26 protein-coding genes are annotated in these 24,568 nt (G+C 67.0%); 10 read left to right on the top strand and 16 right to left on the bottom strand.

Features of this window, described 5'->3' with window-relative positions; all coding sequences use genetic code 11:
• Positions 1-51 precede the first annotated feature (51 nt).
• Entirely contained in the window at positions 52-846 is a 795-nt protein-coding gene (locus tag BN2156_RS14565; protein ID WP_162839221.1) for an HAD family hydrolase, read from the top strand.
• Positions 847-927: 81 nt separating this feature from the next.
• Here BN2156_RS14565 and mmsB read toward each other — a convergent pair whose 3' ends face one another.
• From mmsB to BN2156_RS14540, 5 genes are all read right to left on the bottom strand, one after another.
• Complete coding sequence (gene mmsB / locus BN2156_RS14560) at positions 928-1,800, bottom strand: 3-hydroxyisobutyrate dehydrogenase (RefSeq protein WP_090514960.1); 873 nt, start codon at positions 1,798-1,800, stop codon at positions 928-930.
• Between the two features lie 9 nt (positions 1,801-1,809).
• Positions 1,810-2,970: an isobutyryl-CoA dehydrogenase gene (locus BN2156_RS14555; RefSeq protein WP_090514958.1), complete on the bottom strand. Its 1,161-nt coding sequence runs from the start codon at positions 2,968-2,970 to the stop codon at positions 1,810-1,812.
• Positions 2,971-2,977: 7 nt separating this feature from the next.
• Complete coding sequence (locus BN2156_RS14550) at positions 2,978-4,498, bottom strand: CoA-acylating methylmalonate-semialdehyde dehydrogenase (protein WP_090514957.1); 1,521 nt, start codon at positions 4,496-4,498, stop codon at positions 2,978-2,980.
• Between the two features lie 158 nt (positions 4,499-4,656).
• Entirely contained in the window at positions 4,657-5,481 is an 825-nt protein-coding gene (locus tag BN2156_RS14545) for an MOSC domain-containing protein (RefSeq protein ID WP_090514955.1), read from the bottom strand.
• 75 nt (positions 5,482-5,556) lie between these two features.
• Positions 5,557-6,003 (bottom strand): GbsR/MarR family transcriptional regulator, encoded by a 447-nt coding sequence (locus tag BN2156_RS14540; RefSeq protein ID WP_090515940.1) that lies wholly within the window; start codon positions 6,001-6,003, stop codon positions 5,557-5,559.
• A gap of 138 nt (positions 6,004-6,141) precedes the next feature.
• Here BN2156_RS14540 and BN2156_RS14535 point away from each other — a divergent pair, with 138 nt between their 5' ends.
• Genes BN2156_RS14535 through BN2156_RS14525 form a run of 3 tightly spaced genes read left to right on the top strand, consistent with a single transcriptional unit; the run spans position 6,142 to position 8,479 of the window.
• Positions 6,142-7,014 (top strand): ABC transporter ATP-binding protein, encoded by an 873-nt coding sequence (locus BN2156_RS14535; RefSeq protein ID WP_090514953.1) that lies wholly within the window; start codon positions 6,142-6,144, stop codon positions 7,012-7,014.
• Positions 7,011-7,724 carry a fluoroquinolone export ABC transporter permease subunit gene (locus BN2156_RS14530; RefSeq protein WP_090514951.1) on the top strand — a complete coding sequence of 238 codons (714 nt, stop codon included), beginning with the start codon at positions 7,011-7,013 and terminating at the stop codon, positions 7,722-7,724. The genes BN2156_RS14535 and BN2156_RS14530 overlap by 4 nt, the downstream gene beginning before the upstream one ends.
• Before the next feature lie 5 nt (positions 7,725-7,729).
• Positions 7,730-8,479 carry an Rv2686c family ABC transporter permease subunit gene (locus tag BN2156_RS14525; RefSeq protein ID WP_276021672.1) on the top strand — a complete coding sequence of 250 codons (750 nt, stop codon included), beginning with the start codon at positions 7,730-7,732 and terminating at the stop codon, positions 8,477-8,479.
• Positions 8,480-8,483: 4 nt separating this feature from the next.
• Here the strand turns inward: BN2156_RS14525 and BN2156_RS14520 are convergent, their stop codons facing one another.
• Positions 8,484-8,897, bottom strand: coding sequence for a MarR family transcriptional regulator (locus BN2156_RS14520; RefSeq protein ID WP_090514947.1), 414 nt, complete (start codon positions 8,895-8,897; stop codon positions 8,484-8,486).
• A gap of 167 nt (positions 8,898-9,064) precedes the next feature.
• On the opposite strand from BN2156_RS14520, the gene BN2156_RS14515 reads away from it, so the two are divergent.
• From BN2156_RS14515 to BN2156_RS14500, 4 genes are all read left to right on the top strand, one after another.
• Positions 9,065-10,102, top strand: coding sequence for a substrate-binding domain-containing protein (locus BN2156_RS14515; protein WP_090515938.1), 1,038 nt, complete (start codon positions 9,065-9,067; stop codon positions 10,100-10,102).
• Between the two features lie 83 nt (positions 10,103-10,185).
• A complete protein-coding gene (locus BN2156_RS14510) occupies positions 10,186-10,815 on the top strand; it encodes an AmiS/UreI family transporter (RefSeq protein ID WP_090514944.1) in 630 nt (209 codons plus the stop codon).
• A gap of 30 nt (positions 10,816-10,845) precedes the next feature.
• A complete protein-coding gene (locus BN2156_RS14505; protein WP_090514942.1) occupies positions 10,846-11,883 on the top strand; it encodes an aliphatic amidase in 1,038 nt (345 codons plus the stop codon).
• A gap of 11 nt (positions 11,884-11,894) precedes the next feature.
• On the top strand, positions 11,895-12,974 hold the full coding sequence (locus tag BN2156_RS14500; protein ID WP_090514940.1) for an AAA family ATPase: 1,080 nt from the start codon (positions 11,895-11,897) through the stop codon (positions 12,972-12,974).
• Here the strand turns inward: BN2156_RS14500 and BN2156_RS14495 are convergent.
• Complete coding sequence (locus tag BN2156_RS14495; protein ID WP_090514938.1) at positions 12,923-13,912, bottom strand: cupin domain-containing protein; 990 nt, start codon at positions 13,910-13,912, stop codon at positions 12,923-12,925. The two genes, BN2156_RS14500 and BN2156_RS14495, sit on opposite strands and share 52 nt — an antisense overlap.
• An 83-nt stretch (positions 13,913-13,995) precedes the next feature.
• Here BN2156_RS14495 and BN2156_RS14490 point away from each other — a divergent pair, with 83 nt between their 5' ends.
• On the top strand, positions 13,996-14,688 hold the full coding sequence (locus BN2156_RS14490; protein WP_090515937.1) for an alpha/beta hydrolase: 693 nt from the start codon (positions 13,996-13,998) through the stop codon (positions 14,686-14,688).
• On the opposite strand, the gene BN2156_RS14485 is transcribed toward BN2156_RS14490, so the two are convergent.
• Both BN2156_RS14485 and BN2156_RS14480 read right to left on the bottom strand, forming a co-directional pair.
• A complete protein-coding gene (locus BN2156_RS14485; RefSeq protein WP_090514936.1) occupies positions 14,685-15,554 on the bottom strand; it encodes an EamA family transporter in 870 nt (289 codons plus the stop codon). The two genes, BN2156_RS14490 and BN2156_RS14485, sit on opposite strands and share 4 nt — an antisense overlap.
• A complete protein-coding gene (locus BN2156_RS14480) occupies positions 15,551-16,171 on the bottom strand; it encodes a TetR/AcrR family transcriptional regulator (protein ID WP_090514934.1) in 621 nt (206 codons plus the stop codon). The genes BN2156_RS14485 and BN2156_RS14480 overlap by 4 nt, the downstream gene beginning before the upstream one ends.
• 98 nt (positions 16,172-16,269) lie before the next feature.
• Here BN2156_RS14480 and BN2156_RS14475 point away from each other — a divergent pair, with 98 nt between their 5' ends.
• Complete coding sequence (locus tag BN2156_RS14475; protein ID WP_090514932.1) at positions 16,270-17,388, top strand: DmpA family aminopeptidase; 1,119 nt, start codon at positions 16,270-16,272, stop codon at positions 17,386-17,388.
• Here BN2156_RS14475 and BN2156_RS14470 read toward each other — a convergent pair.
• The 7 genes from BN2156_RS14470 to BN2156_RS14440 all read right to left on the bottom strand — a co-directional run bounded on the left by BN2156_RS14470 (position 17,382) and on the right by BN2156_RS14440 (position 24,480).
• Complete coding sequence (locus tag BN2156_RS14470) at positions 17,382-17,732, bottom strand: hypothetical protein (protein WP_235625309.1); 351 nt, start codon at positions 17,730-17,732, stop codon at positions 17,382-17,384. The genes BN2156_RS14475 and BN2156_RS14470 overlap by 7 nt on opposite strands.
• A 92-nt stretch (positions 17,733-17,824) precedes the next feature.
• Positions 17,825-18,430, bottom strand: coding sequence for a dTDP-4-dehydrorhamnose 3,5-epimerase family protein (locus BN2156_RS14465; RefSeq protein WP_090514931.1), 606 nt, complete (start codon positions 18,428-18,430; stop codon positions 17,825-17,827).
• Positions 18,427-19,422, bottom strand: coding sequence for a dTDP-glucose 4,6-dehydratase (gene rfbB / locus BN2156_RS14460; RefSeq protein WP_090514929.1), 996 nt, complete (start codon positions 19,420-19,422; stop codon positions 18,427-18,429). Before rfbB ends, BN2156_RS14465 begins: the two co-directional genes overlap by 4 nt.
• 25 nt (positions 19,423-19,447) lie before the next feature.
• Positions 19,448-20,299 (bottom strand): LLM class F420-dependent oxidoreductase, encoded by an 852-nt coding sequence (locus tag BN2156_RS14455; protein ID WP_090514926.1) that lies wholly within the window; start codon positions 20,297-20,299, stop codon positions 19,448-19,450.
• A gap of 36 nt (positions 20,300-20,335) precedes the next feature.
• Entirely contained in the window at positions 20,336-21,199 is an 864-nt protein-coding gene (locus BN2156_RS14450; RefSeq protein ID WP_090515936.1) for an LLM class F420-dependent oxidoreductase, read from the bottom strand.
• A 67-nt stretch (positions 21,200-21,266) separates the two neighbouring features.
• A complete protein-coding gene (locus BN2156_RS14445; protein ID WP_090514924.1) occupies positions 21,267-22,754 on the bottom strand; it encodes an ATP-binding protein in 1,488 nt (495 codons plus the stop codon).
• Between the two features lie 34 nt (positions 22,755-22,788).
• A complete protein-coding gene (locus tag BN2156_RS14440; RefSeq protein WP_090514921.1) occupies positions 22,789-24,480 on the bottom strand; it encodes an NAD(P)/FAD-dependent oxidoreductase in 1,692 nt (563 codons plus the stop codon).
• Positions 24,481-24,568: the final 88 nt, after the last annotated feature.

Genomic DNA, 24,568 nt, shown 5'->3' with positions numbered 1-24,568 from the left:
TCCCCCCTACGGGGGACGCGCGGGCGATGTGACGTGGGCCACTCTCATGGGGTGTCGTCACCTCAAGAGAAGTCATGGCGGGCCGGGCGGTTCTGGTGGGACTGTTCGCAGCCCGATAACAGCGCGCATCCGCTGCGTGCGGTGATCTTCGACCTTGACGCGTTGTCCGATCTCGACGTCGACGGTCATCGCGTGGTCTTCAATGCCGCCTTCGCCGCGCACGGTCTGCCCATCGAGTGGGGCGTCGCGCGATATCGGCAGTTGCTGGCCCTGCACGACGAGCGCCAACGGGTCACCGCCGAGCTGCGCAAGCGGTGTGTGGGCCCGGACTGCGACGTGCTGACCGAGGTGCTCGCCGACGAGATCTGCATGACCAAGGACATGATGTTCGACGAGATGATCCTCGACGCCGGCCTGACGCCGCGGCCGGGTCTGGAGGATCTGGTGAACGACGCGTTCCTGGCCGGTCTGCCGGTCGGCGTCGTCGCCTCCGGTCGCCGGCGCTGGGCCGAACCTCTGGTCCGCCAGCTCGTCGGTGAAGGCTTGGTGGAAACGGTCGTCACGGCCGACGACGTGAGCGCCACCGGGGCCGAGCTGTACCGGCACGCCCTGGTCGAACTGGGAGTGGCCGGCCCCGACGCGCTGGCGATGGCGGGCTCGGCCGCGGGTCTGCGTGCGGCGAACACCGCCGGGATGGCCGGCGTCCTCATCGACCCCGACGCCGCTGCTTCGTCCACGGCGATCGCGGTGCGGCCCGACTTCGCCGGTGCCGACGCCCTGCGCCTGGCGGCCTGCCAGCGTCTGCACAACCAGTGGTGGGCTCAACGCAGCCCGACTGCGGCGTAAGTCTTCTGAGCGGCCACGTTCGTAACCTGGTGGCGGCGAAACGCGGCTTCTGGCGCCGCCACGTTACGAACGCCGAGTGGATCAGTCGCGGAGCGTCTCGATCACCGCACTGAAGTCCTTGTCGGCGTGGTCGACGGCGAACTTCGCGTAGATCTCGGCGGCGTGCGTGCCCAGCGGGGCCGACGAACCGGTGGACTCCACGGCCGCCATCGCCAGGCCGAGGTCCTTGTTCATCAGCGCGGTGGCGAACCCCGGCTTGAAATCGTTGTTGGCCGGAGACGTCGGAACCGGGCCGGGGACCGGGCAGTTGGTGTGCACGGCCCAGCAGTTGCCGGTCGCGCCGGTGATCACGTCGAACAGCGACTGCTTGTCCAGGCCCAGCTTCTCGGCCAGCACGAACGCCTCGCCGACGGCGATCTGTTGTACGGCCAGCACCATGTTGTTGCACACCTTGGCGGCCTGGCCGGCACCGGCGGCGCCGCAGTGAATGATCTTGCCAGCCATGGGCTCCAGCACCGAGCGGCCACGCTCGACGGCGTCGTCCTCACCGCCGACCATGAAGGCCAGCGTCCCGGCCACCGCGCCCTTGACCCCGCCGGACACCGGGGCGTCGAGTTGGGCGAAGCCGTGCTCGAGCGCGACCTTGTGCACCTCGCGGGCATCGTCGACCGAGATGGTCGAGCTGTCGATGAACAGTGCACCCTCGGTGGCGGCGGGCAGCACCTCGGCGTAACAGCTCTTCACCAATGCACCGTTGGGCAACATGGTGATCACCACGTCGGCACCCGCGACGGCCTCGGGGCCGGTGCCGAACACGTTGACGCCGTTGGCCTTTGCCGACTCCTGCGCGGCCGGCACCGGGTCGAAGCCGCGTACGGTGTGCCCGGCGGTCACCAGGTTCGCCGCCATCGGCCCACCCATGTGGCCCAGTCCCAAGAACGCGATCGTGCTCACTGTCTCTCCCTACCCGGTGGCGCGAGACCGAGCCGCTTCGGAGCGGCCGATGACCACGCGCATGATTTCGTTGGTTCCCTCAAGGATGCGGTGCACCCGCAGATCCCGGACGATTTTCTCCAGACCGTACTCACGCAGGTAGCCGTAGCCGCCGTGCAGCTGCAGCGCCTGATCGGCCACCTCGAAGCACGTGTCGGTGACATACAGCTTGGCCATCGCGCACAGCGTCACCTTGTCGGGGTGATCGGCATCCAGTGCGGACGCCGCTCGCCACAACATGTTTCGTGATGTCTCCAGGCCGGTGGCCATGTCGGCCAGGGCGAATCGGATGGTCGGCTCGTCGAGCAGCGCCGCCCCGAACGCCTGGCGGTCGGCCAGGTAGCTCAGCGTCTTGTCGTAGGCGGTCCGTGCTCCACCGAGCGAACAGGCGGCGATGTTGATCCGGCCGCCGTTGAGGCCGTTCATCGCTATCCCGAAGCCGGTACCCTCTGTGCCGCCCAGCAGGGCGTCGGCCGGAACCCGCACACCCTCGAAGATCACCTGCGCGGTGGGCTGGGCATTCCAGCCCATCTTCTGTTCCTGGGCGCCGAAACTCAGCCCCGGAGCATCCTTCTCGACGACAAACGCCGAGATGCCTTTCGGGCCTTCAGCACCGGTGCGGGCCATCACCACGTACACATCGGAGCTACCGGCACCGGAGATGAACTGCTTGACCCCGTCGAGGACGTAATCGTCGCCGTCCCGAACGGCCCTGGTGCGCAGTGCCGCGGCATCCGAGCCGGCGCCCGGTTCGGTCAGGCAGTAGCTGGCGATGGCGTCCATCGAGGCCAGCCTGGGCACCCAGGTCTTTCGTTGCTCCTCGGTGCCGAAGCTGTCCACCATCCACGCGCACATGTTGTGGATGGACAGGAACGCTGCCAGCGTGGGGTCGGCGGCCGCGAGCTGCTCGAAGATGCGTACCGCATCCAGTCGGCGCAGCCCGCTGCCACCGGCGTCCTCACCGCAGTAGATGGCGCCCATGCCGAGTTCGGCCGCCTCACGCAACACGTCGGTGGGGAAGTGGTGGGTCTCGTCCCACTCCAACGCGTATGGCGCGATGCGCTTTTCGGCAAACGCGGCGGCCGTCTCGGCGATGACGCGTTCATCCTCATCTAGGTCGTGCAAATTCACCGGTGCGCTACTTCATGGTCGGGATGACGAACTCGGCGCCATCCTTGATGCCCGACGGCCACCGCTCGGTGACGGTCTTGGTCTTGGTGTAGAACAGGATCGAATGCGGCCCGTGCTGGTTGAGATCGCCGAAGCCGGACCGCTTCCAACCACCGAAGGTGTGGTAGGCGACCGGTACCGGGATCGGCACGTTGACGCCGACCATGCCGACCTGCACCCGTGAGACGAAGTCGCGGGCGGCATCCCCGTCGCGGGTGAAGATCGCCACGCCGTTGCCGTACTCGTGCTCAGACGGAAGGCGCAGGGCCTCTTCGTAGTCGTGAGCCCGGACGATGCACAGCACCGGACCGAAGATCTCGTCGGTGTAGATCGACATGTCGGTGGTGACGTTGTCGAACAGGGTGGGGCCGATGAAGTAGCCGGCTTCGAGGCTGGCGTCGCCGAAGGTCAGCTCGTTGCTCGCGCGTTCGCGACCGTCGATCACCAGATCGGCACCGGCCTCGACGCCCTGGCCGATGTAGTTGCGCACCCGCTCGAGTGCCGCGCCGGTGACCAGTGGCCCGTAGTCGGCCTTGGGATCGAGGCTGTGGCCGACCCGCAGCTGGTTGATCCGCTCGACGAGCCGGTTGCGCAGCCGTTGCGCTGTCTCTTCGCCCACCGGGACCGCGACGCTGATCGCCATGCAACGCTCGCCCGCGCTGCCGTATCCGGCGCCGATCAACGCGTCGACGGCTTGGTCCAGATCGGCGTCGGGCATCACGATCATGTGGTTCTTGGCGCCGCCGAAGCACTGGGCGCGCTTGCCGTGCGCGGCCGCGCCCGAGTAGATGTACTGCGCGATGTCGGAGCTGCCGACGAAGCCGACCGCCTTGATCTCGGGATGCTCGAGGATGGCGTCGACGGCCTCCTTGTCGCCCTGCACCACCTGGAACACGCCGGCGGGCAGCCCGGCCTCGATGAACAGTTCGGCCAGTCGCAGCGGAACCGAGGGGTCACGCTCGGAAGGCTTGAGCACGAACGCGTTTCCGCATGCCAGCGCGGGGCCGGCCTTCCACAGCGGGATCATGGCGGGGAAGTTGAACGGGGTGATGCCGGCGACCACGCCCAGTGGCTGGCGGATCGAGTACACGTCGATGCCGGTTCCCGCGCCCTCGGTGAACTCGCCCTTGAGCAGGTGGGGGATGCCGACCGAGAACTCGATGACCTCAAGGCCGCGCTGGATGTCGCCGTGCGAGTCGGCGACGGTCTTGCCGTGCTCCAGGGAGAGCATCTCGGCGAGTTCGTCGGCGTGCCGGCCCACCAGCTCGATGAACTTCATCAGCACGCGGGCGCGGCGCTGCGGGTTGTAGGCGGCCCATTCCTTCTGGGCCTCGGCGGCGCCGGCGACGGCGGCGTCGACATCGGCGGCCGAGGCCAGGACCACCTGCGCCTGCACTTCGCCGGTACTGGGGTTGAGCACATCGGCGGTACGGGTCGACCCGGCGGTGGTGCGCTGGCCGTTGATGAAGTGGGGAATCTGAGTGGTCATGGCGTTCCGTCCAGAGAGGTATGCGCGGTGGTATGACTCGGGGCATACCCGAGATACTTGGATATCCTAGTAATTGGTCGGAGGGTTTGGCAAGGGTTCTGACGGGCTGCTCGTGCGGTCTCGGGTGCTGAACCGGGCGTGCTACGGGCGAAGTCGCGTCAATCGAGCGAGACGCGGTCGCCGATCTGTATGGCGCCCTCGGAAAGCACCTGTAGGTACGTGCCGGCGCATGGCAAAAGGCCGAGCCCGAAGGCATCGACGCGATTCTCGGCGGCGGGTGTGCGCAGCGCGTGTGGCGCCCGGGGGAGGTGACCGTGCTCGAGGGTCGGAATGATGCAGCGGGGGGTGGGGCCCATGGCGCGTAGCTGCGTTCCACCCACGCTGAGAATCTGATCGGTCCACTCGTTCTCGGCGTACGGGGGATAACCCGGTGGCGTCGCAATCACCAGATTGGGTCGATACCGCGCGGCCTCGACGCCGATGCGCTCCAGGGTCGCCGTGGTGATCGCGTGCAAGGGGGCCAGATCGGTGAACGAGCTCCCTGGAGTTGCCAAGGCCAGTTCCAGGATCGGAGCGTCGACTTCTGCCTCGACACCCATGTCGAGCACTTGATCGGGGTCTGCGCGTTCGATCGAGGCTCCGGCGGGCCTGTTGTCGATCAGGTGAACCGAACGTCCCACAAGCTGTGACAACAGGTCATCGACGTCGTCGTCATCGGTTGTCGTCGTGCTGCCGTCCGGCAGGTGTATTCGTACGCGGCGGTCTTCGGTGACGGCCCCGCACGACAACAGCTCCCGCCACAGTCGGGCTTGCTTCGCGCTCGCCACCCGGCCGCTGGATTCATCGATGAGGGCGAACTGGCGGTCGCCCTCGGCTCCGCCGGCGTTGACGAACAACGTGTCCACGCTCTCCCCGAGCATCGACTTGACCGGATATCGGTACAGGCGCTCGACCCGCATGTGCTCAACTGCCTCGGCACTCATGGATCGAAGATAACCGTGCGTGGCGAGGGTGCGGGGCCTATGGATCCGCGGTCGGCCATCCGTGCATCGGAATCGCTACGTCCTGCCGTTCTGCTGCTGCCAGCGTTCCAGCACTGCGGGGATCTCGGCCATCAGGAAGGCGTAGAAATCGCGCATCTGGGTCAGCCGGTGATGCGCCGGGCCGTTGCGGTCGGTGGCCGTGATCCCGGCGTCTGCGGCGGCCTGCATGGCTGCGAGTGTCTCGTTCTGGTTGGTGAACAGGATCGCCCACGCGTTGTCGCGCAGCCGGAAGTGATCGCGCCGGCTGGCCGGGGCGGGAACCCGCTCGGCCAGGCCCACCGACGTCAGCATCTTGAGGGAGCCGGAGATGGATCCGGCGCTGGCCTGCAGGGTGTCGGCCAGCTCGGTCATGGTGACGCTCGGTTGCTCGCTGAACAGCAGGGCGGCGAGTACGCGCGCGGTCATCCGCTGCATGCCGTGACTGCTGAGTACCAGGGCGAGCTGCTCGGCTGCCTGCTGCAGGTCGGTCGATCTGGCCACCGTGAAACCTCCTCGCCCGAAATAGCCTTCAATTATTTCTGAAAGTTTAGTACAGTCTGATCCGGTGTTCCGGGAAGTCTGGTCGGAGATGTGGTTTTCGTCTGCGCGGAAAGGGCACTGATGAGCACGGCAACCGAGGTCATCGACGTTCGAGGATTGACATTCACCTACCCCAAGGCCGCCGAACCGGCGGTGCGGGGAATGGACTTCGCCGTAGGAAACGGTGAGATATTCGGATTCCTCGGCCCCAGCGGCGCCGGGAAATCCACCACCCAGAAGTTGCTCATCGGACTGCTGCGCGGCCATGGCGGCCAAGCCACGGTGTGGGGGCGCGACCCGGTGGACTGGGGGCCGGACTACTACCAGCGCGTCGGCGTCTCCTTCGAACTGCCCAACCACTATCACAAGCTCACCGGTCTGGAGAACCTCAGGTTCTTCGGTTCTCTCTATGGTGGTGCGACGGCCGACCCGATGGAACTGCTGGACGCGGTCGGCCTGGCCCACGCCGCCAACACCCGAGTTGCCAAGTACTCCAAGGGAATGCAGATGCGGCTGACGTTCGCGCGGTCGCTGATCAACAACCCTGAGCTGTTGTTCCTCGATGAGCCCACCTCAGGGCTCGACCCCGTCACCGCCCGCAAGGTCAAGGACATCATCCTGGACCTGAAAGCCCGCGGCCGCACGATCTTTCTCACCACGCACGACATGTCCACCGCCGACGAGCTGTGCGACCGGGTGGCCTTCGTCGTCGACGGCAACATCGTCGCGCTCGACACCCCGGCCGAACTGAAAATCGCCCGTAGCCAACGCCGCGTACGGGTGCAGTACCGCACGCCCGGTGGGCTCACCACGGCCGAATACGGGATGGACGGGCTGGCCGATGACCCGGAATTCCATGCGGTCCTGCGCAATCAGCACGTCGAGACCATCCACAGCCGTGAAGCCAGTCTCGACGACGTCTTCGTCGAGGTCACCGGGCGGCAGCTGTCGTGACCCGCTTGCTCACCGCGACCCGGCTCGAACTGACCATTGCGACCCGGCAGAAGTTCCTGCACGCGGGGGTGTTCTCGGGCCTGATCTGGTTGGCGGTGCTGTTGCCGATGCCGCGCGATCTGCGCCCGGTCGCCGAGCCCTATGTGCTGGCCGGCGACATCGCGATCATCGGGTTCTTCTTCGTCGGCGGTTCGGTGTTCTTCGAGAAGCAGGAACGCACGCTCGGCGCAATCATCGCCACGCCGCTGCGGTTCTGGGAGTACCTCGTCGCCAAACTCGTGGTGCTGGTGGCCATCTCGCTGTTCGTGGCGATTGTCGTGTCAACTGTCGCAGACGGATTCGCCTATCACCCGGTGCCTTTGATCCTCGGGGTGGTGCTCGGCACGCTGCTGATGCTGCTGGTCGGGTTCATCACTTCGCTGCCGTTCGCCTCGGTCACCGACTGGTTTCTGGCCGCGACCATCCCGCTGGCGATCATGCTGGTGCCGCCGCTGATCTACTACTCGGGCCTATGGCCGCATCCCGTGCTCCATGTCGTGCCGACCCAAGGGCCCCTGCTGTTGTTGGGTGCCGCGTTCGACCAGGTCACGTTGACGGGCGGGCAGTGGCTCTATTCGGTGCTCTATCCCGTGCTGTCGCTTGTCGTTCTGTGGCGGGCCGCCCATGTGCTGTTCGGCCGCTACGTCGTCGAAAGGTCGGGTGTGCTGTGACCGCGATGCTGAATTCCGCCACGGGCCGCGCCCTGGCCGCCTTCGGCCGCAACGACATTCGCGGCACGTACCGAGATCCGTTGCTCGTCATGGTGGTGCTCGCGCCGGTGATCTGGACCAGCGGCGTGGCGATCCTGACGCCGAAGGTCACCGAGATGCTCGCGCAGCGTTACAACTTCGACCTGGTGCCGTACTACCCGCTGGTGCTCACCGCGTTCCTGCTGCTCACCAGCATCATCATCGCCGGCGGACTGGGTGCGTTCCTGATGCTGGACGAGGTCGACGCCGGCACGATGGCCGCACTGCGCGTGACCCCGGTGCCGATGTCGACCTTCTTCGCCTACCGCGCGGGCACCGTCATGGCGGTCACCACGGTCTATGTGATCGCGACGCTGTCGTTCAGCGGCCTGCTGGAGCCCGGCTTGACCGGCGCGCTGATCCCGATCGGGCTGGTCGCCGGGTTGTCCGCGGTGGTGACATTGCTGCTGATAATCGCCCTGGCGGGCAACAAGATCCAAGGCATCGCCATGTTGCGCGCGCTGGGCATGCTCATCGCCGGGCTGCCGTGTCTGCCCTGGTTCATCGACTCGCCGTGGAACCTGGCGTTCGGTGTGCTGCCGCCGTATTGGGCGGCCAAGGCGTTCTGGGTGGCCAGCGCGCACGGCGCGTGGTGGCCCTACCTGGCCGGCGGGCTGCTGTACAACGTGGCAATCGCCTGGCCGCTGTTCCGCCGATTCCTGGCCAAGAGCAGCTGACGGGTCAGCGCCCGGCTCGCACCCACGGAGTGACGCCACCGTACTCGTCGAACCAGGCCTGTTCTGCCGGGCCGACCGTGGTGAGCAGGCGAGCATGCAGTGCAGAGCCGCGCTTGCTCAAGTTCACCCGCACCTTGCGGCGGTCATCGGCGTCGACCTCCCGGAACACCAGGGCGCGGCCGGCCAGCCGGTCGACCACGCGGGTCAACGTGGGCGCGGCGGCCTGGGTCTGGGTGCGTAACTCCGCCATGGTCAGGCCCGGGGATTGGGCCAGTGCCGCCAAGACCAGCCAGTCGTCGAGCGTCAGGTCCTCGCCGCTGACCTGGCGTTCGATGACGGCGCCGAGCATGCGTGCGGCGCGCAGAAGCTCGCTGCTCGACGGCGTGGCGCTGCCATCCGGTGGGAGCACCTCTGTCATCGCGGCCACCCTCCCAACTGGCGATTGCCTCGCACCGCTCACGCGAGGATACTTCCAAGTGGAATGATTCTAGCCGACCATCTCGTCTGCCCGGTAACGAGGATTGGACTGCGGGGGTGAACGTAGGAGTACGCACCGTCGGCCGCGATGCCGAATGGCGGCTGGCGATGGTGGTGCCGCTGCAAGGGCCCGCCGGAATCTTCGGGCCGTCATGCGAGGCGGTCGGAGACCTGGTCGCGCACGATCTCAACGCGGCCGGCGGAGTGATGGGCCGCGAGGTCCACATCGAGGTGGTCGACGGGGGCGCGCATCCGACGGCCGTGGCGGCCGAGGTGAAGCGGTTGATCGACCACGGGCGTATCGATGCCGTGAGCGGTTGGCACATCTCGTCGGTGCGCCACGCGCTGGCGCCGGTGGTGGCCGGCCGGGTGCCCTACACCTACCCCGCGCTGTACGAAGGCGGCGAGCGCAGGCGCGGAATCTATTGCTGCGGTGAGACACCCGACCAGCAGCTGGCGCCCGCGCTGCGTTGGATGCGCGACAACCTCGGCATCCGCAAATGGTTCGTCGTAGGCGATGACTACGTGTGGCCGCGGACGTCACTGTCCGAGGTCCGCCGGTATGTCCAGGAGCTGTCACTGGATCTGGTCGGCGGCTCGTTCGTGGCGCTGGGTCAGGGCGACATCGCCCGTCTCGTCGACAAGGTCGCGCGGTCACGGTGTGAGGCCGTGCTGATGTTGCTCGTCGGCCAGGATGCGGTCGAGTTCAATCGAGCGTTCGCGCAACGGGGGCTGCACGAGGAACTGCTGCGGTTCAGTCCCCTGATGGACGAGAACATGTTGATCGCCAGCGGCCACGACGCGACCAAGGGGTTGTTCGTCGCGGCGTCCTATTTTCGCTCGATGGTGGGCCGCAACTCGATGGAACTGCTCGACCGATACCTGGCGGTGAACGGCTCGGGAGCCCCCGCGCTGGGCAATGCGGCCGAATCCTGTTATGAGGGAGCCTATTTCCTCGCTGAGATGATCCGTCGGTCGGGCGACAGGGTGGATATCGAGGCGGTCGCCGACGGCGCCGCATACGACAGTCCGCGCGGCACGGTGGAGTTCAGCGCACACCGCACCCGCCAACCGGTTCACCTCGCGGTTGCCGACGGGGTCGATTTCGAGATCGTCACAACGCTACCGGCCCATCTGCGGGACTGATCCGCGCCGGCTGTTGACAGTGTGGCGGCCGTCACTTACTTTCATTTGGACATATTCCATCTGGAAGTAATTGAGGTGCCTCGATGGGCAACGTCGGTCTCCTTTACGTCGGTGCGGTGCTTTTCGTCAACGGGTTGATGTTGTTGAACGTGGTGCCCGCGCGGTCCGCGGCGGTGCTCAACCTGTTCGTCGGAGCCCTGCAGTGCGTGCTGCCAACCGTCATGCTGGTGATGGCCGCCGGGGACCCCGCTGCCACCCTGGCGGCATCAGGTCTGTACCTGTTCGGATTCACCTATCTGTACGTCGGGATCGTCAACCTGGCGGGACTGGAACCCGAAGGCATCGGCTGGTTTTCGCTGTTCGTCGTGGGAGGAGCGGTGGTCTATTCCGCCCTGTCCTTCGCCGTCGTCAACGATCCCGTGTTCGGGGTCATCTGGCTCGCCTGGGCGGCGCTGTGGCTGTTGTTCTTCCTGGTGCTGGGGCTTCACCGGGACCGGCTGGCCCGCTTCACCGGCTGGTCGGTGGTGTTGCTCAGCCAGCCGACATGCACGCTTCCCGCATTTCTCATGCTCAGCGGCAACTATCACACCTCGCCCGGCGTCGCGGCGATCTGGGCGGTGGGACTCGTCGCCCTGTTCTTCGTCGCGAGGGCGCTCGCCTCTCACCGATCGCATCAAACCCGCGCGACCACAAATGAACCCGCATACAGCTGAATCACCACCACCCACATCAAGGAGTAATCAATGAGGCACGGAGATATCTCGTCCAGCAACGACACCGTCGGCGTCGCCGTGGTGAACTACAAGATGCCCCGGCTGCACACCCGGGCCGAAGTGCTCGACAACGCCCGCAAGATCGCGGACATGCTGATCGGCATGAAGTCGGGTCTGCCCGGCATGGATCTCGTTGTGTTCCCTGAGTATTCGACGCAGGGAATCATGTACGACGAGCAGGAGATGTACGACACGGCGGCCACCGTCCCAGGCGACGAAACCGCCATCTTCTCGGCTGCCTGCCGGGAAGCCGGAACCTGGGGCGTCTTCTCGATCACCGGTGAGCGCCACGAGGACCACCCGAACAAGCCCCCGTACAACACCCTCGTGCTGATCGACGACAAGGGCGACATCGTCCAGAAGTACCGAAAGATCCTGCCGTGGTGCCCGATCGAGGGTTGGTACCCGGGCGACACCACCTACGTCACCGACGGCCCGAAGGGTCTCAAGATCTCCCTGATCATCTGTGACGACGGGAATTACCCGGAGATCTGGCGGGACTGTGCGATGAAGGGCGCCGAACTGATCGTGCGCTGCCAGGGCTACATGTACCCGGCCAAGGACCAGCAGGTGTTGATGGCCAAGGCCATGGCCTGGGCCAACAATTGCTATGTGGCAGTTGCCAATGCGGCCGGCTTCGACGGGGTCTATTCCTACTTCGGCCACTCGGCGATCATCGGCTTCGACGGGCGAACGCTCGGCGAGACCGGCGAGGAAGAGTACGGAATCCAGTACGCGCAGCTGTCCTTGGCCGCCATCCGCGATGCGCGAGAGAACGATCAGTCGCAGAATCATCTGTTCAAGCTGCTGCACCGCGGCTATTCCGGCGTGCATGCGGCCGGCGACGGCGACAAGGGCGTCGCCGACTGCCCATTCGAGTTCTACAAGCTGTGGGTGACCGATGCGCAGAAGGCCCAGGAGCGGGTGGAGTCGATCACGAGGACCACGGTCGGGGTCGCTGACTGCCGGGTCGGTTCACTTCCGGTCGAACAGACCATCGAAGCCTGAAGGGGCACGCGTTGCCATACCTGACCGATATGTACCACGAGCAGAACCGCAACTCGACCAAGGTGGCCGAAGAGCCTGCCGCCCAGGCCGATTCCGCCTGCCGTTTCGACCCCGACGAATTGTCACGGAAACTGAACGAGGCGATTTTGGGACAACGTCCCGCGGTCGACGCGGTGGTGCGCGCGGTCTCGATCGCGCACATCGGTGTGGCCGATCCCGGTCGGCCCCTGTCCAGCGTGCTGCTGGTGGGGCCGACCGGAGTCGGGAAAACCGAACTGGTGCGCCAGGTCGCGGCGGTGCTGCGGACCGGCCCCGACGACATGTGCCGTATCGACATGAGTGCACTGGCCCAGGAGCACTACGCCGCGTCGCTGTCGGGTGCGCCGCCGGGCTACGCGGGCAGCAAAGAATCGTTCACGCTGTTCGACAAGGCCAAGATCGAGGGCGGGCCGTATCTGCCGGGGATCGTGTTGTTCGACGAAGTCGAAAAGGCCGACGCAACCGTGCTGCGGGCGCTGCTGCACGTGCTGGACACCGGTGAACTGCGGTTGGCCAACGGCCAGCAGAAGATCTCGTTCCGCAACAGCTACATATTTCTGACCTCCAACCTCGGCTCGCTGGAAGGCGCTGCGCTGCAGCGGTCCAGGCGGAAACGATGGCAACGCATCGGGCGGAGGCCGGCGGCCAAGACCGCCGATCTGAGACGCGAGGCGGTTGAGTCGTTCTTCGATCCGGAGCTCTTCAATCGCATCGACGAGATGGTCGTGTTCGACGCGTTCGACGACGACACCGCAGAACGCGTGACCCGCAAGGAAGTTCACGACCTGGTTGGCCGGCTCAAACGTCGCGGGGTGAGGCTCCAAGTAGCGGACGATGTCATCGAATTCGTGCGGCGCAAAGGATTCGATCCGGTGTACGGGGCAAGGGGACTGCGGCGGGCGATTCGCATCGAGCTGGCCGAACCCGTCGCACACACGGTCCTCACCACCGGGTCCTCGCCCCGTCCGCTTGCCCTGAGGGCGGACCTTGTGGAGAGGGATCAGGTGTGCATCTCCGTTGTCGATTCAGGGCCGGCAGACAGCCGACCCTGAGGGTCAGAGCTCAGCCCGTTGCGCCACCGCAGCGGCGGTGCGCCGTACCGGCGCTGGAACGCCCGGCTGAACGCGGAATCGGATGTGTAGCCGACGGCCTGTCCGATCTTGCTCACCGAGGTGGTGGTGGACCGGAGCAGGTCGGCGGCGCGGTCGAGCCGGCGCTCGGTGACGTAGGCGGCCGGTGACTGCCCGAACAGCCGGGTGAACCGTTCGGCGAAGGTTGACCGCGAATGGCGGGCGAGGTCGGCGAGTTCGGTGACCGACCACGGATGCGCCGGGTCGTTGTGCACGGCCGTGAGCACCGGACCCAGTTGCGGGTCCATCGCAGCGGTCAGCCACCCCGGGCTGGCGTCGGCAGACCTGGACCACTCGCGCAGGGCATGGATGAACAGCAGATCGAGGATGCGGGAGATCATCACCCCGGCGCCCGGCCGCGGTTCGGTGGTCTCGGCCAGCAACAGCTGCAGGCTCAGCGGTAACCACTCGTGACCGGGCGCGCCGGCCCGGATCACGATGGCCGGCGGCAGTACCGACAGCAGCGGGCCGGCAACCGCGCTGTCGACGGCGAAGATTCCGCTGAGCCAGCGTGGTGAGAGCGAATGATCCTGCCGCGCATCGAGATTACGGTCATCGTCGGAGAGTGTGCGCGGGCGGGCGGGATCGCCATGGGAGATGCCGTGTGCATCGCCGCGGGCCAGCAGCGCCATGTCGCCGCCATTCATCGACACGGTCCGGCCGTCGATGTGCAACGTGAGTCCCGCGGTCTCGGCGATGTGCAACACGCGGATCGCCCCCGGAACGGCGACGTGAAAGGACCCGGTGGGTGCCCACCGGGTGACGGTGTCCCCGTGCAGGCGCACGGTGCGCAGGATCTCTGACAGGGCGTCGGTGGCCGCACTCAGAGGATCGGCAAATTTTTCCGCTGAATCGATCATGGCTGTTGCCTCATCCTCCAAATATGGTGGAGCCATTGCAGGTGGTCAACACCTGGGGTTCTGAGACCGAGGAGGGTCCGAAGATGACCGACAAGCCGGCAATTGTTCTGGTGCACGGGTTCTGGGGTGGTGCGGCGCACTGGGCGAAAGTGATAGTGGAACTGCGCAAGCGCGGCTACGACAAGTTGTATGCGGTGGAGAACCCACTGACGTCCCTGCGCGACGACGCGGTCCGCACCCAGCAGATGGTCAAGCAGGTCGACGGCCCGGTGCTGCTCGTCGGCCACTCGTACGGTGGTGCGGTCATCACCGAAGCGGGGGACCTGCCCAACGTGGTCGGCCTCGTCTACGTCGCGGCCTTCGCGCCGGACGCGGGGGAGAGTCCGGGTCAGATCAGCGAGCAGACGCCGCCCGCGGCATTCGAGAACATCGCCCCGGATTCGGACGGCTACCTGTGGATCAAGCAGGACAAGTTCGGCGAGAGCTTCGCCCAGGACCTGCCCGAGGACGAGACCCTGGTGATGGCGGTGACCCAAAAGGCGCCGCTCGGTTCTACTTTCGGCGATACCGTGACCGTTCCGGCGTGGAAGACCAAACCCACCTGGTATCAGGTGTCGACCGAGGACCGCATGATCCACCCGGACAACGAACGCCGGATGGCGCAGCGGATGAACCCCCGCAAGATCGTCGAACTCGAGGCCAGTCACGCGTCATTGGCTTCGCAACCCACCGCGATTGCGGATCTGATCGACGAGGCGGTGGCCGAACTCGGCTAACCCAGTGGTTCGGCCGGGCCGGCATGCGCGGACCGCACGGCACCGATGCTGGCGGCGGTGACCAGGGCGACGCCCAGGTAGCCGAGCAGTCCGATCTGCTGGCCGAGCACCACGAGCCCGGCCAGTGCCGCGGTGACCGGTGACAGGCAGGTGAGCACGGCGAAGGTGGCGGGCGGCAGGCGGCGCAGGGAGATCAGCTCCAGTGAGTACGGGATGACCGACGACAACACCCCGACCGCCGCGCCCAGCCCGACCACGCGCCAGTCGAGTGCGTCCAGGGCTACCGAGGCCACCGCGAACGGGGCGACGACCAGGGCGCCCATGACCGTGGCGAGGGCCAGGCCGTCGACCCGACGGAACTCCGCGGCGGTACGCGCGGAGGCCAGGATATAGCCGGCCCAGGCGACCCCCGCTGCGGCGGCGAAGGCGAATCCGGTGGCTTCGAAGTGCCCGCCGGCCCCACCCGGAAGGCCCAGCAGCGCGACCCCGGCGAAGGCCAGCAGCGCCCACAGCCACGCGACCCGGCGGGTACTGGTCACCACCGAAAGGATCAGCGGACCAAGGGCTTCGATGGTCACCGCGCTGCCGAGTGGAATCCGCTCGATCGCCAGGTAGAAGCAGAAGTTCATCGTGCCCAGCGTCACGGCCAGCGCGATGGCCGCACCCCAGGCCTGTCGCGTCAGTCCCCGCACCGACGGCCGCACCGCCGCGCACAGGATGACACCGGCCACCGCGAAGCGCGCGAACAATGCCCCCACGGTGCCGACCGCGGCGAACAGGCCGACCGCGAACGCCGCACCGACCTCCTGGCTGATTGCGGCGATCACCACCAGCAGTGCGGCCCCGAGCGGGGCGCGGGTGGTCACACCGCCACCGAAAGCGCAGCCCCCGTCGCCAGTTCGGCATAGCCCCGCATCAGCCGCAGCGCGGTGGCGCGGTCCAGGTCGGGATCTCGTGCCACGATGCGGTACCCGAGATAGTCCTCCATGGTCATCAGCGTCGTGGCGATGTCCCGCGCGGGTGCTGACAATGTGAAAATGCCTGCAGCCGAGCCATTTTCAAGGATCCTGGCGTACAGGCCCACCTGCCGGTGAAAGATGTGCTGGACGTCTGGACGCTGGTCGAGCACGAATCCCGCGGCCAGCACCGCCCGCCAGATGGCGCGCCATTCGGCGTCCTCAGGCCCGGACGGCAGCCCGGCGGCGATCATGAACGCGATCTGGTCGCGCGCGTCGGCGGTGCGTTCCACCACCGCAAGCCGGTCGTCGTAGAACTTGCTGTCCGAGCGTTGCGCGAGCGCCGAGAGCAGCTGGTCCATCTCCCGGAAGTAGTACCGCACGGCGTTGGGGGTCAGCTGAAGCTCGGCGGCCACATCGGCGATCCGCAGGGTGGTCAGATCGTTGCGTTCGATCAGTGCGATCGCGGCGTCGAGGATCTCCTCGCGCCGTTGAGCCTGTCGGTTCGGCCGTCCCACGGGTCCCATCCTTCACGAATCCGCCACTTCGGTTGACGCGGGTGGTTACCCGACGCCATTATTTTCCAATCTTGAAAAGAATTCCGTCACAACTTTCCGGAGGATGCATGCTGGACTGCTCCTCGCGGCCGCGCGCCCGCGATATCGGTGTAGTCATCGGCGAGCACCGCACCGGCCCCAACAACGCCATCACCGACGTGGCCGGCGTCCGCGTCGGGCACAACACCATCCACCGGCCCGGCCCCAACCCGGTCAACACCGGTGTGACCGTCGTGGTGCCCCACCCCGGCATCTTCACCGAACCGGTGTTCGCCGGCGCGCACCGGCTCAACGGCAGCGGCGAACTCACCGGGCTGGAGTGGATCCGCGAGTCCGGCGAACTCACCACGCCCATCGGCCTGACCAACACCCACAGCGTCGGCGTAGTCCGGGACACGCTCGTCCAAGCCCAGGTCGCGGCCCGCGGTGAGGGCCTCTACTGGTCCCTGCCGGTCGTGGGGGAGACCTATGACGGGCTGCTCAACGACATCAACGGCCACCACGTCCGCCCCGAGCACGTGGTCGCGGCCCTGGCCGATGCCACCGGCGGACCGGTCGCCGAGGGCAACGTCGGCGGCGGAACCGGCATGATCTGCCACGGCTTCAAAGGCGGCATCGGTACCGCTTCGCGGGTCACCGATACCGCGGCCGGGCCCTACACCGTGGGCGTGCTGGTGCAGGCGAACCACGGTCGGCGGGAACGGCTCCGGGTCAACGGGGTGCCGGTGGGGGAAATGGTCGGCCCCGAGCTGGTGCCGACCCCTGATCTTCCGGTCCCCTATCCGGCGGGATCCGGTTCGATCATCGTCGTGATCGCCACCGACGCGCCGTTGCTGCCGCATCAGTGCACCCGGCTGGCGCAACGCTCGGCACTGGCCGTCGGCCGGGTCGGCGGAACAGGTGAGCAGTACAGCGGTGATCTGATGCTGGCGTTCTCCACCGGGAACCGGGGGATCCCGCCGTACGGATGGGACGAGAACCCCGACGCCAACCGCCCGGAGGTCGCGGTCCGCATGGTCGCGCCGCAGCTGATGACCCGGCTGTTCGACCTGGCGATCGAGGCCACCGAGGAGGCCATCGTCAACGCCCTGGTGGCGGCCGAGACCATGACCGGCCGGGGCGGGCTGACCGCTCACGCCCTGGACCACAAGCTGCTGCACTCGGCCCTGGTGCTGGAAGGTCACTGACCCAGATCGGCAGGTCCGCAGGGGCGCGGCAGGAACAACGACCAGCACATGTTGGGCGGCTGCCACGGGTAGGGCGGTGGCGGGTTGTCCCCTTCCCACACGGTGGAGGAGACGTTGCCCTGACCTTGGTTCACGTAGTGGTAGCTGTGGCAGACGTTCCAGTCCCAGTTCGGCCGGGCGTCGGCCGGCGTGTTGAATCCGCCGCCATAGCCGCCGGGTTCATCGCCGGGGCACCACTGATACGGCCCGCCGGCGTGGGCGATGCCCGCCCCGACTGCCAGCCCGGCCACGGCCAGGCTTGCGGACATGAGCGTGGTCGCCGCCAACTGCGAAGCTCGGTTCATGGTGGTCTCGTTTCGTCGGGCGCTTGTCGCGCTGATACCACCATCGTCAACCCGCCCGGCCGTCCCCGGATGCAGTAGCGGACTACCTCAATTCAGCCCCGGACCCGGGCGCGCAGCTCGTCGGCGAATGCGCGGGCCTCGTCCCATGTCGGCAACAGCCCCGCAGCGCGCACCTGCTCCAGCGTCGGGGCGGCCGCGTCCCGCTCGGACAGCACCGGCTCGCCCTCGATCGGCCAGTCGATTCCCAGGCCGGTGGCCAGGATGGTGTGTTCCCGATCCGGGCTGTACGGCGCCGAACACAGGTACATCACCGTCGAATCGTCCTGCAGTGACAGGAAGGCGTGACCGAGCCCCTCGGACAGATAGACCGAACGCCGACTGTGTTCGTCGAGCAGCACCGAATCCCACTGCCCGAACGTCGGGGAACCCACCCTGATGTCGACCACCACGTCGAGCACGGCACCGCGCACGCACGTCACGTACTTGGCCTGGCTCGGCGGCAGTTGCGCGAAATGCACCCCGCGCAACACCCCCGCGGCCGACACCGAGCAGTTGGCCTGGCGCACGTCGAATCGGTGCCCGGTCATCTCGGCGAACCCGGCCTCGGTGAACCATTCGAAGAACAATCCGCGGGCGTCGCCGTGCAGCCGTGGCGTGATCTCCCAGGCGCCGGGGATGCCCAGCTCGCGCGCCGTCACCGGCCGCGCTCCGAATACGTGTCTTCCACTTTGTTTTTCAGCGGGCCCCACCATGATTCGTTGTTGCGATACCAGTCGATGGTGGCCGCCAGGCCCTCGTCGAAATCGGTGTGCTTCGGTGCCCAGCCCAGTTCGTCGTGCAGGGTCGACGGGTCGATCGCGTAGCGCAGGTCGTGGCCTTCGCGGTCGGTGACATGGTCGAAATCGTCCGGGTCGCGGTCCATCAACCGCAGCAACGTCCGCATCACCGTGAGGTTGCTGCGCTCGCATTCCGCGCCGATCAGATACGTCCGTCCGATCTGGCCGCCGGTGAGGATCTGCCACACCGCACGGTTGTGATCGTCGACGTGGATCCAGTCGCGCACGTTGGCACCGGTGCCGTAGAGCTTGGGCCGCCGGCCGGTGAGGACATTGGTGATCTGGCGCGGGATGAACTTCTCCACATGCTGATACGGGCCGTAGTTGTTGGAGCAGTTGGAGATCGTCGCGCGCAGCCCGTACGACCGCACCCAGGCCCGCACCAAAAGATCGGCGGCGGCCTTGGTGGACGAGTACGGGCTCGAGGGGTTGTACGGCGTGCCCTCGGTGAACCGGGCCGGATCGTCGAGTTCGAGGTCGCCGTACACCTCGTCGGTGGAGATGTGGTGCAGCCGGGCGCCGTGCGCGCGCACCGCCTCCAACACCGTGAACGTGCCGACGACGTTGCTGTGCAGGAACGGCTCCGGGTTCGCCAGGGCATTGTCGACGTGCGTCTCGGCGGCGAAGTGCACGACGGCGTCCGCCTCGCCGACCAACTGGTGCACCAGGCCGGCGTCGGCGACGTCACCCTGCACCAGCCGGATCCGGTCGGCCACCGGCGCCAGCGATTCCCGGCTGCCCGCATACGTCATCGCGTCGAGCACGGTGACCGATGTCGTCAACGCCTCGCCGACGGCGAGGCGCACGAAGTTCGCGCCGATGAACCCGGCGCCGCCGGTGACCAGTAGCCGCATGGGCCAACCCTAACCGGCCGGAGTGTCAGCCTTTCAGACCCAGCGGCCCCGCCAATTCGGTCAGCGTCGGGATCAGCTTGTCCGGACCGCCCAGGACCTGGATCGCGACATGGTCGGCGCCGTTGGCGACGTGTTGTCTCAGCCGCGAGGCGATGTTCTCGGCGGTGCCGTGCGCGACGACCGCGTCGATCAGCTTGTCGCTACCCGGCTTGGCGATGTCGTCCTCGGTGAAGCCGAGCCGGCGCCAATTGTTGAGGTAATTGCTGAGGTTCAGATAGAAGTCGACCGTTTCGCGTCCGATCGCGCGGGCGGCCGCACCGTCGGTGGTCAGCACCACCTTGTGCTCGGGGGCCAGGAACACCGTCTCGCCCAGCACGTCCCGGGCATGCGCGGTGTGTTCGGGCGTCGTGAGGTACGGGTGCGCCCCGGCGCTGCGTTTGGCCGAAAGCTTCAGCACCTTGTCGCCCAGCGCGGCGATCACCAGCCGGCTGGTCGGCACCTTGGCCGCATCCAGCGCATCGAGGTACTCCACCAACGCCTCATAGGGCTTGCGGTATTCGCCGGTGTGCTCGGGATGCCCCACCCCGATACCGAGCAGGAACCGGCCGGGGTGCGCGGCTTCGATGCGGTGATACGACTCGGCGACCGCCTGGGCTTCGGCCGTCCAGATGTTGACGATGCCGGTGGCCAGCTGAAGCGTCTGCGTGCTTTCCAGGATCGGTTCGGCGAACGAGAGGTCGGCGGCCGGGGAGCCGCCCACCCACAGTGCGCCGTAACCCAGCTTCTCGATCTCGAGCGCCTGCTCGGGCTGCACGGCCCCGAACGTCCACACCCCGTAGCGACCCAGATCGGGCTTGAGCGAGAGTGATTCGGTCATCTGAGCGTCCTTTTCTATCGCGGCCTGCCGGCGCTTCTAGGCCAGGCCGAGCGGCCCGGCGAGTTCGGCCAGTGCCGGTACCAGTGTGTCCGGTGAGGTCAGTACTTGTACAGGCACGTGGTCGGCGCCGGCCTCGCGATGCGCGCGCAGCCGGGCAGCCACCTCATCCACCGTGCCATGCGCGACAACGGCATCGATGAACCGGTCACTGCCCGGCTTGGCCAGGTCCTCGTCGGTGAAGCCCAGCCGCTTGAAGTTGTTGAGGTAGTTGCTCAGACCGAGGTAGATGTCGAGTGCCTTGCGGCCGATCGCCCGCGCCTTGCCGGAGTCGGTGGTCAGCACCGCCTTGTGCTCGGGAGCCAGGAACGCGTCGGGGCCGATCAGCTCGCGGGCCTGGGCGGTGTGTTCCGGTGTGGTCAGGTACGGGTGCGCACCGGCAGAACGGTCCGCCGACAGTTGCAGCACCTTCGGGCCGAGCGCGGCCACCACCCGGCGGTGCCGCGGCACGCCGTACTCGTCGAGCTTGTCGAGATAGTCGGTGAGCGCCTCGAGCGGCTTGCGGTACTCGCCGATCGCCTCACGGTGCCCGACCCCGATGCCCAGCAGGAACCGGCCGGGGTAGGCCGCCTCGATGCGGTGGAACGACTCGGCGACCGGGCCGGCCGCGGCGCTCCAGATGTTCACGATGCCGGCGGCAAGCTGCAAAGTGCTGGTGGCGGCCAGGATCGGATCGATCCACTCGAGCTCGGCGGGCGGGGATCCGCCGGCCCAGATCGCGCCGTAGCCCAGCGCTTCGATGTCCCGCAACTGCTGCGGCGAGAGCTGCTGGAACTGCAGGTAGTGGCCGAACGCGCCGAACGTGCCGAGATCGGGCTTGGTGCCCGCCGTGGTCTGGGTCATGAACGTCACAACCGGGGTGTGTGCGGGGCCTATTCCGGGCGAATCACGCTGATTCTGGATCTGGCCGTTACTCCGCCGCCTGCGCCTGCGCGGCCTGCGTCTCGGGTGCGGGCGCCTGCAGCGGCAACAGCACGATGAAGCGGGTGTCGCCCGGCTTGGACTGCACCCGCAGATCCCCGTGGTGCTTTTCCACCACGATGCGCCAGGCCAGATCCAGGCCCAGCCCGGTGCCCTCGCCGAACGGCTTGGTGGTGAAGAACGGCGTGAAGATCCGGCTGATGTCCTCGGCGGGGATGCCCGGGCCGTCGTCGCAGATCTCCACCCGGATCATCTCGTCGGTCTCCCGGGAGGTGCGCAGCGTGAGGGTGCCGTGACCGTCCATCGCCTGGATGGCGTTGTCGATGATGTTGGTCCACACCTGATTGAGATCACCTGGGTAGCAATGCAATTCGGGCAGTGACTTGTCCAGGTCCTTGCACAGGCTGACTGGCTTGTCCTTGCCGATCTTGTCGCCGAACATCATCAGCGTGCTGCGCAGCAACTCGTGGACGTCGGCGCTCTGATAATCGCCGCGATCCATCTGCGAATACTGCTTGGCGCCGGCCAGCAGCGCCGAGATCCGCTTGCTCGCCTCGGCGATCTCGTTCATCCGCAGCTCGGTGTCGATCGTGTACTTCAGCCAGCCCAGCGCCGCCTGCAGGGTTGCCGATGCCTCGCCGTCCTTGAGCGCGTCATCGACGGACGCCGAGATGCGCTCCAGCCAATCGATGTCCAGACCTGCCTCGACGAATGTCGGCGCGTAATCCCACGCGTACACGATGTCGTGGTCCTCGAGCCAGTCGCCCATCTCGTCCTCGCGGTCGGACGTCTCCAGCGCGGTGAGCTCCAACCCCTTGTGCTTGGCGACCTGCTCGGCGACCTCATCCTGGATCGTCACCAGCATCCGCAGCGCCTGCGGGGTGAATTTGCCGTCGGCCAGCATCGCCAGCTTGTGACGCATCTTGCCGACGCCTTCGCGCAGGTCGGCCACGGCGCGGGCGGTGGCTGCCGCCGGGTTGTTGAGCTGATGGGTCAGGCCCGCGGTGATGTTGCCGAGCGCCAGCAGCTTCTCGCGCTGACCGATGATCTGGCTCTGACGTCGGCCGCCGACCTTGTGGCCTTCCAGCAGGTGCACCGCCATCGGGAACTGGGACTGCATGAATCCCGCGAACGCATTGGCATCCAGGACGAACACCCGCGACGGTTTGGTCAGCCGTACCGACGCCTCGTAGATGTGTTCCTCACCGGGGATGTAAGCCGACCAGGCGCCGAAATACACGCCACGCATCGAGGTGCGGTTGGTCTGGATGTCGACGCCTCCGGAGCGCTTCGACATCACCAGCTCACCGTCGAGCATCACGTAGAAGCACGTGGCCGGATCACCCTCGGTGACGATCGGGCCGGCCGGGAACGTCTCGATGCTGCCGGCCTGGCACAACGTGTCGAGCTGCGCGTCGGACAGGTGCTCGAACAGGAACAAGGTCCGCAGTTCGTCCCGCACACAGGTCTCGCCCATATCCGTCATCAACTCCCTCAGGCCTCGCCGGCCGTCACGCTTCTGCCAGGTAGCGGTGCACGAGCATCACAGCCATCGATCCTTCACCGACGGCGGCAGCCACCCGCTTGGCGGACTCGGCACGCACGTCTCCTGCAACAAACACACCGGGCACACTTGTTTCCAGGTGGTGCGGCGGACGATCCAGCGTCCAACCGCACACGTCGCGCAGATCGGGGCCGGCCAGGATGAAGCCGTGGTCGTCGCGGGCCACCACACCGTCGAGCCAGTCGGTGCGCGGGGTGGCGCCGATGAAGCAGCACAGGCGGGTGGCCCGCACCTCCTCGTGCTCGCCGGACTGCCGGTTGACCAACTCCAGGCCCACCAGGTGGTCGTCCTCGCCGATCGCACCGACCACCTCCGTGCAGGTGCGCACGAAGATGTTGGGAGTCTGCTCGATCTGCTGGATCAGGTAGTAGGACATCGACGCTTCCAGCGACGGCCCCCGCACCAGCAGAGTGACCGATTTGGCCTCGCGTGACATGAACATCGCGGCCTGCCCGGCCGAGTTCGCGCCGCCGACGATGTACACGTCCTCGCCGCGACATTCGGAGGCGTCCGACACCGAGGCGCCGTAGTACACACCGCGGCCGACGTAGTTGTTCGGATTGTCGGGATCGGCGAAGCATCCCGGCACCGGGAGCTGGCGGTACTCGACGCCGGTGGCCAGGATGACCGCGCGGGCACCGATGGTCTCGCCGTCGGCGAAGGTGATGGTGCGGGCCGCGCCTGCGACGTCGAGGGCGACGGCTTCGCGGGTGGTGATCACCTCGGCGCCGAACCGCTCGGCCTGCCTGCGCGCCGAGGTGGCCAGCTCGGCCCCCGACACCCCGGTCGGGAAGCCCAGGTAGTTCTCGATCCGCGAGCTGCGGCCGGCCTGTCCGCCGGTGGTCGTGCCCTCGATCAGCACGGTCTTGAGACCTTCGGATGCGCCGTACACCGCGGCGGCCAGACCCGCCGGGCCACCGCCGATCACCGCGAGGTCATACATGGTCAGCGACGGGGTGGTCGACAGCCCGAGCATGTCGGCGAGCTCGCCGTCGCTGGGTTCCACCAGTGTCTCGCCACCCTCGGTGATCACCACCGGCAGCTGCAGCCCGTCCAGCCCCGCGGCATCCAGGAGCTGACGGCCCGTCGGCTCGTCGGTGGTGAACGCCCGGAACGTGTGCTGGTTGCGGGCCAGGAACTGGCGCACCTCCCAGGACCGTGAACTCCACTGATGCCCGATCACCTTGGTGTGCGGGATGGCCCGGTCACCGACGGCGTGCCAGGCCTCCAGCAGGCCGTCGACCACCGGGTAGAGCTTCTCCTCGGGCGGATCCCACGGCTTGAGCAGGTAGTGGTCGAGGTCGACGACGTTGATGGCGTCGATGGCCGCGGTGGTGTCGGCGTATGCCGTCAACAGCACACGGCGGGCCATCGGGTAGAGATCCATCGCCGATTCGAGGAACTCGATGCCGCTCATCTGCGGCATCCGGTAGTCGGCGACGAACACCGCGACGGTGTCGCCGCGCAGTTTCAGCTCGTTGAGGGTTTCCAGGGCGTCCGGGCCAGATTCGGCGCGCACGATGCGGTAGCGCTCGCCGTAGTGGCGGCGCAGGTCACGGGCGACCGCGCGCGAGACCGCGGGATCGTCGTCGACGGTCAGGATTACGGGTTTACGGGGCTGGGAGGCGGGGCCAGTCATCGCTAACAAGTATGCGCCGCCAGTCCAGCCGATATCGGGTCAGGTCGCTACCTTCTGCCACGTCATCACCCGATCAGCGGAGCGAATC

Source organism: Mycolicibacterium neworleansense (assembly GCF_001245615.1).
In the GTDB taxonomy this organism is placed as follows: domain Bacteria; phylum Actinomycetota; class Actinomycetes; order Mycobacteriales; family Mycobacteriaceae; genus Mycobacterium; species Mycobacterium neworleansense.
Note: the sequence above shows the minus strand (reverse complement) of the source record. Positions and strands in the feature narration are given on the sequence as shown.